We start from the raw sequence: 10243 nt of genomic DNA on the forward strand, positions 1-10243 counted from the left end.
CCAGAATGCGTGTCTAGGGAAATTTGCAACAATACCGGGGCGGCATCTGAATTTAGCTGCTTCAAGCTGTTGATTCGACTAGGGAAAGTGGCGAAATTTAGGAAAGTGCGCGTCGGGTGGGCGGTATGTGCAGTCAGACCCGATCGGGCTCGATGGTGGCATCAACACCTATGGGTACGTGAGCGGAAATCCGTTGTTGTACAACGATCCGCTCGGACTCTTTGAATGGCCTTCACTTCCGCAGGGCGTCATGGATTTTTCCGCGGGTATGGGTGACACGATTCTGTTTGCACAAGGGCAGCGCTTGCGTGATCTTTTCGATGTCAGCGGCGGGATTGATATGTGCACTTCAGAATACAGTAATGGGGAATGGGCCGGGATTGCCGTTAGCGCGGCGACTGGCTTGGCGGGCGGCGTTAAAGCGGCCGGAACTGCAGGAGTTGGGAAGGAGTTTTCGCACTGGTTGGCTGCTCGTATGGGTGGGCCTAGAACAATTTTTAACGGAAATTACGTTTCTATCGCAACACACGCACGATCTGATCCTTACCGACGTCAGTTTATGCCGAAGGTGTGGAAAAATGCCAACCCTCTGATGAGTACTGCCATGGCTCAATGGACTCGCTTTCCGAATGTCTATAAAGGCACCATAGCAGGCACCGGGTATGGTGCGGCAGGAAGCGGCTTAGCGGGGTGCGAATGTCCACGTTGATTGATATACTGAAAGGCGTATTTTCCCCAAGCGCTAAGCTATCGGCGCTTGAAATAAGTATTTTCGATGCAGTACGGGAGAAGCTTCCAGCTCACGATGCGGAACTATGGCAAAAGCAGCTTCAGGCTATCAATAAAATTTACCGCAGCCCTGACAAGCGTGAAATAGATCTGTATGTTATACGAAAGGGAAAATCAGATTTTCCTCGCGAATTATGCTTTGCAAAAAACGGTGAGTTCAAGATTGCAGTGGTTGATCTCACAGCAAGGCAACGTACGCAAAAGTTGCGAGCCCGAGTTTGGTGTGTAGGCGGGCACGTGTTTTTAATCGCCTACAAGACGTCGCCTAAAGTATTCGAAAAGGCTGCGCAAGGGAATTGGCAAACCCAGTGCCGTATTTTGAATTATCCATCTTGATCAAGCGCGGGTAACAACACCAGGTCTTTGGACGAGTGCTACAGGTGCAGGAACGTCGCGCGTGGCTGCGGTACCGCAATTGATCCTGCACCAGTTCGGCTACGCATCGCGCGTGGCACTAGCCCGTTATTTTGCCGGCGCAAAAATCGGCCCACGTCTGCATAAGCATGGTGCGCTTGACGAGCAAGTCGCCGCGCCGGTAAGCGGCTTCCACTTTGTCGGGCAGACTGTGGGCAAGGGCGTGCTCGCAAACCTCTCGGGGAAACGAGTTCGCGACAGACTCGGCGCACCAGCCCCGGAAAGTGGACCGGAAGCCATGCACCGTGATATCGGGCCGGCTCATGCGTCGGAGCACGGCTGTCAAGCTCATATCGGACAGGGCTGTGCCTTGCCGCCGCCCAGGGAACACGAGATCGTCCACGCGCGGCATGCGCTTGAGGATCTCTACCGCCGGGCTGGACAATGGAATGCGATGTTCGCGGCCAGCTTTCATACGTTCAGCTGGGATCGTCCACAACGCCCCTTCCACATCGATTTCGGCCCAGGCGGCGCCGCGTACTTCCCCAGAATGGCAAGCCGTCAGAATGGCGAAATCAACGGCACGCGCCGCGACGCCTTCCCGCGACCGCAACTGGACCATGAACTCTGCCAGTTCCTGCCACGGCCAAGCTGGGTGGTGTTCGACTCGTCCGAGTTTGTTCGGGTCAGCCAAGAGATTTTCGAGATGGCCGCGCCATCGCGCAGGATTTTCGCCAACTCGGAATTTGCTAACCGTCGCCCAGTCCAGAATACTCTCGATTCGACCGCGCAGCCTGGTGGCTGTTTCTGTCTTGTCCTGCCAGATTGGATTCAGCACCTTGACAACAAGCGCCGTGTCGACGGATGCGACGGGCATTGCGCCGATGATCAGTCCGGCGTAGGTCTCCAATGTATTCTCCCATTGACTCGCATGCTTCGCATTTTTCCAACTGCCGCGATGTGCTGCTATGTACGCGCTGGCGCATTGATCGAAGGTGATCATCTTTGCCCGATCCAGTGCTTCTGCGAGTTTGCTGGCGCTGCGCGCTTGGAGTGGATCTGTTCCTGCAAGCAGCATCGTTCTGCACTCACGCGCCTCGACACGGGCATCCGCAAGGCCTACTGTGTGTAGAGGGCCAAGGCCCATTTCCCGCTGCTTCCTCGCAAACGTGAAGCGGAATATCCAGCTCTTGGTACCCGACTTTGATACCTGTAGATCGAGACCGGCCACCTCATTTGCGATGCTTCAACCAAGGTGCTGGGAACAATCGAGATTGACGATCCGAGCCACGGAGAGCCGGACCGCATTGCGTGCGATTTGGTAAAGGATATTTTGTTCGCATCTGCCAACATCCCACTTCTGAGGATTGAGAATAGTGTGATCAATGACACTTTCGCGTCACTACCAGAGAAGCAGCGGGCAACGTTTGCAAAGAATCTCAGAGAGGCACGGGCACGGTGGAGCGAGCGAAAATCCAGGCTGTAAAGGCAGGCTCTTTTGACCACGCAGTTGAGAAACTATCCGTGAGGCGCTACTTGGCCTGCTCTCAGCGAGCGCGTGATGTTCACTTTCAGAGGCACAGTTCAACCGTAAGCGTAAAGCCCGGGCCGTCTTGAGTCTGGTGTTGATTTGCTCGATGATGGCATCACCCCGCCGGAAAGCGGCGTGTTGTTTGGGCCGAAGCAAGCTGCGCGGCGCAGTTCCAGGGCAGGAAGTCGTCGACCCGGTTGACTGGATGATCGGCGATGTGGGCCAGCACATGGCGCAGCCAGGCCGCTGTTGTACAAGCGCCTGCAGGCGCTCACCGCCCCCGAGCCGCCGTTGCAGCGCTGGCACCCCAAGGCGGGCGACTGAGGCGCGGCAGCGCCATGCGGAATCGGGCGTCGCTTAATCCGTATGAAACTCGCTGGCCGAGGCAAACAAATCCCATGCCGCGATGAACAACGCCGCCACCACCGGCCCGATCACGAAGCCATTCAAGCCGAACAGCGCCATGCCGCCCACGGTGGAGAGCAGCACCACATAATCGGGCATCTTGGTATCCTTGCCGACCAAAATCGGGCGCAGGATGTTGTCGACCAGGCCGATCACGATCACGCCGAAGGCGATCAGGGTGACCCCTTCCCACACCGACCCCGTGACCAGGAAATACACCGCCACCGGCGCCCACACCAGCGCCGCGCCAACGGCCGGCAGCAGCGACAGGAAGGCCATCACCACGCCCCACAGCACCGGCGCCTGCACGTCCAGGAGCCAGAAAATCATCCCGCCCAGCGCACCCTGCGCAATCGCCACCAGGATGTTGCCCTTGACGGTAGCGCGGGTCACGGCGGTGAAGTTGTTGAACAGGCGCTGCTTGTACTTGCGGCTCAGCGGCACGGCGCTGCGGATGCGCGCCGCCAGCGATTGCCCGTCGCGCAGCAGGAAATACAGCAGGTACAGCATGATGCACATGCTGACCATCAAGTCGAAGGTATAGCTGCCCACGTTGATCGCCTGGCGCGCCACGGTCTGGCTGACCTGCGAGGCGCCTTCCGTCATTTTCTGCTGCAGCTTCGACAGGGTGCTCAGGTCGAAGCGTTCCAGCAGGCTCACCGCCCACTGCGGCAGCGCGCTCATGATTTTCTTGAAGTAGGTGCCCACGCTCAGGTCGCCCGCGCGCACCATCTCGTACACAGTGGCCGCCTGGTCGACCAGCGACACCGCGATCAGGGCCAGCGGCAAGATCACCATCACCACGATCGACAGCAAGGTCAGCAAGGCCGCCAGGTTTGGTTTGTTATTGGTTTTCTTGAGCAGCCAGCGGTTCAGTGGCGCGAACAGGATCGCCAGGACCACGCCCCAGAACACGGCGCCGGCATACGGCGCCAGGATCCAGCCGAAGCCGATGGTAACCACGGCGAGAAGAAGCAGAAACGATTTTTGCTGGAGCGTGAACTGTTGCATAGGATGTTGGCGATGTGAATTCGATAATGATTGTAGCCCCATCATAATCGATCCCATCACCAAGGTGCGTGCGTTGGGATACGCAAGCGCACCGGCCACGGGCCGGCGTTTGCATCGCTGATAGAATACGAACTACTTTTTGGCGCGCACATGACCTCTATCCACATCAAAAAACTGAGCACCGCGATCCTGTTCGCCCCGCTGCTGGCCCTGGCGGCGGCGCCCGCCACCAGTATCGACGCCCGCCACGGCAGGGTGGAGGTGACGGCGGGCGCGCAAGGCGCCGACCTGATCGTCGGCGGCAAGAACATCGCCACCATCGGCGCCAGCGGCGCCAGCTTGTCGCCGCTCGCCTCCACGGACGAGCGCGAGTATCTGCTGGTGCAGGCGCGCCGCGCCGCCACCACCTGCAAGCACGTCTATCTGCTGCTGGAACTATCAAGCGGCGCGCCCCGGTTGTCCAAGGAATTCGGAAGCTGCCGCGAACTGGCCGGCAGCGGCATGGCCGGGGCCGAGCCGGTGGTGCATCTGAGCAACCGGGCCGACCCGCAAGCCGCCGTGGAAAGTTATCAGTGGAAGGATGGCGAGGTGATCATGGCGTTCGCATCGCCGAGCCTGTGCAGCGGGAACGGCTTCCTGGCCCAGAAAAACGCCAAGCCCTTGAGCGCGCCGCCGGCCAGCCGCGTAAGCGGGGCGGGGCGCCTGCAATTGCTGAGCGCGCCCGATCCTGCCTGCGCCATGCCCGGCGTGTTCGTGGTGCCGGGCGACAGCGTTAGCACCAGCCTGGCCTCGGGCGCGTTTGTGTATGCCAACTACACCAATCCAAAGAGCGGACGGAAAGTCCAGGGCTGGGTGCCGCGCGATCGCCTGGCGGACCGCTAAGGCCGGCTGATCCGGTTCACAGCACGAATATCTTCACAGCGATCAGAACGATGATCACCAGCAAGACGCCCGTCACGATGCGCTTCCATCCTTCACGCGTGGCCGCGATCGGGCGCAGCAGGGACGGGACGCGCGCGCCTTCCGCCTCGACTGCCGCGCGCTGGATCAGCTGGTCGGCGCGCGCCTCGGCCTCGCGCAACCTGGCACGCTCGTCGACGTCACGCAGCCTGCCGTGCTGCGTCAGGAAGCGCGTCCACCACGCCAGCGTGTACGCGTTGACCAGGTGCGGCAAGGCCTCCGCCGGCGCTTCCTTGAGCTGCGCCACCAGGGCGCGCAAGGCCCCGACCTTGGCCGCATTCTTCGCATCGTCCCGGACTGTGGACTCGTCGAGCTCGCCCGCCAGCATGGTCAAGGCGGTGCGTGCCGGATGCCCGGGCGCCAGCGACAGGATCGGCGCGCTCCAGGCGCGTGCCAGCGCGCGCTGCATCAGCACGGCCACGTCGCCGCTGCGCTGGGCCGCGCCGCTACTCTGCCAGCCGTAATGCGCGCCGATGGGGGCAAGCAGGGGCCTGTGCGCGTCCCATTTTTCCTCGATGACGGCCACCAGCGCCGGCGCCAGTTGTTGCGTGAACCCGGGTGCATCCCATTGGTGCTCGCGCAACAGTTCCCCGAAGCGGGCCGCGCGCGCACCGGCGTCGATGGCGTGCAGCTGCTCGCACAACTGGTGCGCCATGCGCGCCAGGGTGGCGCTGTCGAGGATCGGTGCGGGCCGCTTGAAGTAGGGCGTGACCGGTCGCGGGCCGGGTTGGTGGCGCTGTCCGGCTTGCTGCGCGATCTCGGCGTCGGTTTCGAGCCGCACGGTCAGGATCAGCGGCCCCGCCACCGGGTGCTCGAGCGCCAGCGCGGGCAGGGGCGCGCGCCCGCCCTGGCGTTGCGCCTGGCTTGCCGGCGCCGGCGGCGCGCCAGGTGGGCGCGCCGGCCGCTCCAGCGCGCCGAGGTCGGGAAAACCCGCGCCCGCTGGCGCTGCGTGTTCGCCGGCGTCGCCCTCCCACGCGACTGTCGCCGGCAGCGGGTTGACGATGCTGTCGGCCATCGACAGCGCCCGCTCGTAGGCTTCGCGCAGGACCTGGAAACCCTGCGGGTCGTCTTCCGGATTGCTCAGTTTCAGGCGCGCGGCGTAGGCCAGCTTGATGGCGCGGCGCTCGCGCGTGGGCTCGATGCCAAGTATGGTCCACATGCTCATAGCAAGGCACTCGTGTCAAACTGCAGCAAGGCGTCGCCCAGGATCTGGACCGCCCTGGCGATTTCGCGCGGGTTCTGGCGCGCCACGATGGTGTCGAACTGGTCGATCCGCTCGCCGATCCAGGCGCGCCGCTGGCCCAGGCTTTGTTCGTACAGCCGCTTCATGCGTTCCTGCACGGCGAGCACCTCGGCCCATTCGCGCGGGGGTACCTTGAGGCGGGCGATCGCCGCCAGGCTGAGGGCGATCTCATCGGGCGACATCGCGCCCGGGCTTTGCTCGATCAGCAGGGTGCGCACCAGGCCGGTCGCGCGCACGGTCGCTTCCACTTCGAGCAAGCCGTTGATGTCGTAGGTAAAGCGCACGTCGACTTCCTTGTCCGCCGCGCTGTGCGCGGGCAGCGGCACCGACAGCGAACCGAGCTCGATGTTGTCGCTGGTGTCCCGGCTTTCGCCCTGGAACACCTTGATCCGCACCGCCGTCTGCTCGGCGCTGGTGGGGCCGTAGGTTTCGCAGCGGCTGGCCGGAATCGTCGTATTGCGTTCGATGATGGGCGAGAACACGCCGTCGCGGTAGCGGTTGGTGTCGTAGCGCTGGCAGACTTCGATGCCCAGCGTATACGGGCAGACGTCGGTCATGACCACGTCCTTGAGGGCGGCGTCGCGCGCCTTCAGGCCGGCTTGCACGGCCGCGCCCATCACGATCGCTTCGTCGGGATTGATGTCGCGGCTGGGAAAGCGCCCGAACAGGCGCGCCAGCATGCGGTACACGATGCTCATGCGGGTCGCGCCGCCGACCATCACGATGCGGTCCAGGTCGGACGGCATCATGCCCGTATCGCGCAAGGTGCGTTCGAGCGGGGCCGTCAGGCGCGCCAGCAAGGGCGCGCACAGGGTTTCGTAGTCGGCCGCGCTGACGTCCCAGCACAGTTCGCGCTCGTGCGGCTGGAAGCGGAAGGTGGCCAGGTCGTGGCCCGACAGCGCGCGCTTGACCCGTTCGGCTTCGATGCGCAGCCGGGCGTGCTGGGCCGGCGTCAATTCTTCGCTGCGCAGGCCGGCGTCGCGCCCGACGTGCTCGATAAAGCCTTTGACCAGCGCGTCGGTAAAGTCTTCGCCGCCGAGAAAATTGTCGCCGGCGGTGGCGCGCACTTCCATGACGCCGGCAAACAGTTCCAGGATCGACACGTCGAAGGTGCCGCCACCCAGGTCGAACACCAGATATTGCGATTCGAGCGGCGCGTTGTGCAAGCCGTAGGCGAGGGCGGCGGCGGTCGGTTCGTTGAGCAGGCGCTCGACTTTCAGGCCGGCCAGTTCGCCGGCGATGCGCGTGGCCTTGCGCTGGATATCGTTAAAGTAGGCGGGCACGGTGATCACCGCTTCGTGGACCGGCTCGCCGAGGAAGGCTTCGGCGTCGGCCACCAGCGACTTGAGCACCAGCGCCGACAATTCCTCCGGGCGAAACTCGCGCGTGCCGAGGCGGATCCGCCTGTCGGTGCCCATGGTGCGCTTGAAGGTGGCGGCCGACAGCGACGGATTGGTCAGCAGGCGGTCGCGCGCCGGCAGGCCGACCAGGATGGCGCCGTCGTCGGCCAGGCTGACGCAGGAGGGCGTGAGCACATGCCCGAGCGCGTTTGGAATGAGCTCGGCTTTGCCGTCGCGCCATACCGCGGCCAGGCTGTTGGTGGTCCCTAAATCGATGCCGATGATCATTGCCGGAAATCCTGCTTGGTCTTGTTCAAATGAGCGGGTGCTGGCTGCGGTCAGCTCAGATCGTCATACATTTCGAGCAGGCCCGGCGTCCAGAAGCGTCGTGGCAGGATCATCGCCACGCCGGGCACGTCGTCGTGGATGAGCAGGGGATAGAACGGCTGGCACAGCCGCTCGCCCTGCAAATGCTTGCGCGGATAGATGATCGCCGAGGTACAGATATCGTCGCTGGAAATGCTGTACGGCATGCGCAAACCGAAGACGCTGACATGTTCTTCTGTCAGGAAATCGGAAAAGAACGACAGCCTCGGGTCCGACAGGCGGCAACCCTTGACCTTGATGAAGCGGCTGGTGGCCTGGCGCAACTGTTCCGGCGGCACGATGCCGTGCGGGTCGTACATGATCTGACCCAGGCAATCTTCCCTGCCGGGTTCGAAAATGGCATAGTTGGCTTGCACCGTCACGCCCCATACCACCCGTCCACCCCGGAACAGGGTGCGGTAGTTGTCGTACCAGTGTTCGACGCTGTCACCGGCAATCCAGTCCGGCCGCGCCAGGTCGAGATAGTGCATGCCCAGCGGCGGCAGCGCATCGATCATCTGCTGGATCAGCGGCATGTCATCGTTGATCTGGCGCGGCCGGCTCGCCTGTACCGTCGCCGCCAGGCCCGTGAGCGCGGTGCGGAACTGCTGGGACGTTTCTCCGCGAAACAGGCGGCCCAGGATCAGCTCGACCGGCAGGAAGGGCGCCGCCTCGGCGCCGCCGTTGAATTCGGCGACCAGGGCGGGACAGGGCGTGGCGGCCAGCCTGGCGCGCCTCGGGTATTTGTTGTGCCACTGATCCCAGGTATACCAGTCGACCCAGGAGGCGGACGCCTTGGCGATGACCTTGCCGCAGTACGCCGCCAGGCAGTGCAGGAAATTCAGGTTGGCGCGGCGGCCGAGGAAGTCGCTTTCCGGCATGCCGAGGGACGCCGCCGCCTGTCCCAGGAAATCGTCGATGCGCAGCAGGCTGGGTACGCTGAAGTCCAGGTTCAGCTGGTAGAGCGCGTCGCGAAAGGCGAGGCCGTCCGCAAATGGATAACGCTCGACCAGCGCATCGAGGTAGTGGTTGATCTCGTTGTTGCAGTCGGCCTGGGTGCTGGCTGGATCGAGGGTGGCGGCGCGCAAGGGCAGCGGCGCCGAACTGGCCTCGAATTCGGCCTGGCTGGGCACGCCGGTCTTGTCGAATTCCAGGGCGCGCATCCACTGGCGCCCGCCGTGGCTGCCCAACACGGCGCAAAACGCTTGCACTATCTCGTCCAGCAGCGCCGTGCTGGCGGCGGGGCAGTCGGTCGCGCGCAGCATGCCGGCGAAAAAACGCCCGGCGCTCGCCTTGGTGGCATACGGCAGCAGCAGCACTACGCCGTCGAGTTCCTGCGGGCCGCGCCCGAATTCCAGGTACAGGCCGCGCGTGGCGGTACTGTCGTTAAAGCGCGCGCTGGCGCTGAACAGCATGAAACTGGCCACCGAGGCGGCCGGCACGGCATGCATGTACGCGCGCCGCTGTGGCGCGGACAGGGGGAGTTCGTCGCGCAGGGTGCTCGCCTGGCTGCGGCCGTGCCTGTCGACCTGGAAGCAGGTCAGGGGGAAATCGGCCTGTTGCACCGTGAGGAAGGCTTGATACGCCGCCTCCGCAGCAAGGTGCAGCGTGTCATGTACCGCTTGGGCGAGCGCCATGTGAGTCGTTTCCTTGCAATTGGCGACGCCGCGAACGGGCCGGGCAGTTGATTTTTGGTTTGTGTGTATGCCTTGAGGCAATATATTATCAGTCAATCGTGTATTGACCAATGGTTTGGCACTGCTCGGTGGAATTTGTACGTATCATAGTGGCAACGGCGCCACGACGAGGAAAAGCATGACGACTGAGAACGCTACTTGCCCGCCCGAGCCGCACTTGCCGCACGCGGCCGACCCCTGGTGCGCGCAAACGCTGCGGGCGCTGCCCCTGCCATCAGCCGATCAGCATTGCGCCTTCGTTGAGCACGTGCGTGACGCGCATAGCTGGTACAAGCATTTGCCCTTGCAAGAGGGTGGCCGGTTTGTGGTGTTTCTCGCGCCTGACGCCGGGCTGAACTATTCGAGCGGGCGCTGCACAGTTTGTATCGGTGGCATGGGCGGGAAGATGGCCGCCCGGATGGCCTTGCATGCGCGACCTAACCTGAATGTTGCACAAACCACCGCCGCAGCGCCGCTTTTCCGATGCAGGACCTTTTCAACTTGAATCGGAATGTCGCGGGCGATAGCGTCCCTACCCAATTGAACGGGACAGTCAATGAAGCGGTTT

At 63.1% G+C, this 10243-nt stretch carries 10 protein-coding genes and 2 pseudogenes; 5 read left to right on the plus strand and 7 right to left on the minus strand.

What is annotated here, in order from left to right:
* Positions 1–127: 127 nt before the first annotated feature.
* Both F1735_RS30920 and F1735_RS30925 read left to right on the plus strand, forming a co-directional pair.
* A complete protein-coding gene (locus F1735_RS30920; protein WP_373888611.1) occupies positions 128–709 on the plus strand; it encodes a hypothetical protein in 582 nt (193 codons plus the stop codon).
* On the plus strand, positions 697–1125 hold the full coding sequence (locus F1735_RS30925; protein WP_167240509.1) for a hypothetical protein: 429 nt from the start codon (positions 697–699) through the stop codon (positions 1123–1125). The genes F1735_RS30920 and F1735_RS30925 overlap by 13 nt, the downstream gene beginning before the upstream one ends.
* Before the next feature lie 118 nt (positions 1126–1243).
* Here the strand turns inward: F1735_RS30925 and F1735_RS30930 are convergent, their stop codons facing one another.
* Complete coding sequence (locus F1735_RS30930) at positions 1244–2146, minus strand: tyrosine-type recombinase/integrase (protein WP_229506047.1); 903 nt, start codon at positions 2144–2146, stop codon at positions 1244–1246.
* A 45-nt stretch (positions 2147–2191) separates the two neighbouring features.
* Positions 2192–2374, minus strand: a pseudogene (locus F1735_RS37605) (Arm DNA-binding domain-containing protein); the annotation flags it as partial.
* 3 nt (positions 2375–2377) lie between these two features.
* Here F1735_RS37605 and F1735_RS38350 point away from each other — a divergent pair.
* The gene (locus F1735_RS38350; protein WP_373888612.1) at positions 2378–2629 is read left to right on the plus strand and encodes a DUF2726 domain-containing protein; all 252 of its coding nucleotides are present in this window, start codon (positions 2378–2380) and stop codon (positions 2627–2629) included.
* 160 nt (positions 2630–2789) lie between these two features.
* Here F1735_RS38350 and F1735_RS30940 read toward each other — a convergent pair.
* Positions 2790–2918 (minus strand): annotated as a pseudogene (locus F1735_RS30940) (transposase domain-containing protein); the annotation flags it as partial.
* 113 nt (positions 2919–3031) lie between these two features.
* Entirely contained in the window at positions 3032–4090 is a 1059-nt protein-coding gene (locus F1735_RS30945) for an AI-2E family transporter (protein ID WP_167240513.1), read from the minus strand.
* A gap of 150 nt (positions 4091–4240) precedes the next feature.
* Between F1735_RS30945 and F1735_RS30950 the strand changes: the two genes are divergently transcribed.
* Positions 4241–4972: a hypothetical protein gene (locus F1735_RS30950; RefSeq protein WP_167240515.1), complete on the plus strand. Its 732-nt coding sequence runs from the start codon at positions 4241–4243 to the stop codon at positions 4970–4972.
* Between the two features lie 16 nt (positions 4973–4988).
* Here the strand turns inward: F1735_RS30950 and F1735_RS30955 are convergent, their stop codons facing one another.
* From F1735_RS30955 to F1735_RS30965, 3 genes are read right to left on the minus strand one after another with little or no spacing between them, the layout of a single operon-like run.
* Positions 4989–6209 carry a hypothetical protein gene (locus F1735_RS30955; RefSeq protein ID WP_167240517.1) on the minus strand — a complete coding sequence of 407 codons (1221 nt, stop codon included), beginning with the start codon at positions 6207–6209 and terminating at the stop codon, positions 4989–4991.
* A 2-nt stretch (positions 6210–6211) separates the two neighbouring features.
* Entirely contained in the window at positions 6212–7921 is a 1710-nt protein-coding gene (locus F1735_RS30960; RefSeq protein ID WP_167240519.1) for an Hsp70 family protein, read from the minus strand.
* A gap of 50 nt (positions 7922–7971) precedes the next feature.
* Positions 7972–9636: a hypothetical protein gene (locus F1735_RS30965; protein WP_167240521.1), complete on the minus strand. Its 1665-nt coding sequence runs from the start codon at positions 9634–9636 to the stop codon at positions 7972–7974.
* A 178-nt stretch (positions 9637–9814) separates the two neighbouring features.
* On the opposite strand from F1735_RS30965, the gene F1735_RS30970 reads away from it, so the two are divergent.
* The gene (locus F1735_RS30970) at positions 9815–10180 is read left to right on the plus strand and encodes a hypothetical protein (protein WP_167240523.1); all 366 of its coding nucleotides are present in this window, start codon (positions 9815–9817) and stop codon (positions 10178–10180) included.
* Positions 10181–10243 lie beyond the last annotated feature (63 nt).

This window comes from Massilia genomosp. 1, assembly GCF_011682185.1.
GTDB classification, from domain to species: domain Bacteria; phylum Pseudomonadota; class Gammaproteobacteria; order Burkholderiales; family Burkholderiaceae_D; genus Telluria_A; species Telluria_A rubra.

Coding starts and splice junctions, on each gene's coding strand:
- F1735_RS30945 (WP_167240513.1), bottom strand. CDS start 4,090: ATGCAACAGTTCACGCTCCAGCAAAAATCGTTTCTGCTTCTTCTCGCC.
- F1735_RS30930 (WP_229506047.1), bottom strand. CDS start 2,146: ATGATCACCTTCGATCAATGCGCCAGCGCGTACATAGCAGCACATCGC.
- F1735_RS30925 (WP_167240509.1), top strand. CDS start 697: ATGTCCACGTTGATTGATATACTGAAAGGCGTATTTTCCCCAAGCGCT.
- F1735_RS30960 (WP_167240519.1), bottom strand. CDS start 7,921: ATGATCATCGGCATCGATTTAGGGACCACCAACAGCCTGGCCGCGGTA.
- F1735_RS30950 (WP_167240515.1), top strand. CDS start 4,241: ATGACCTCTATCCACATCAAAAAACTGAGCACCGCGATCCTGTTCGCC.
- F1735_RS30970 (WP_167240523.1), top strand. CDS start 9,815: ATGACGACTGAGAACGCTACTTGCCCGCCCGAGCCGCACTTGCCGCAC.
- F1735_RS30955 (WP_167240517.1), bottom strand. CDS start 6,209: ATGTGGACCATACTTGGCATCGAGCCCACGCGCGAGCGCCGCGCCATC.
- F1735_RS30965 (WP_167240521.1), bottom strand. CDS start 9,636: ATGGCGCTCGCCCAAGCGGTACATGACACGCTGCACCTTGCTGCGGAG.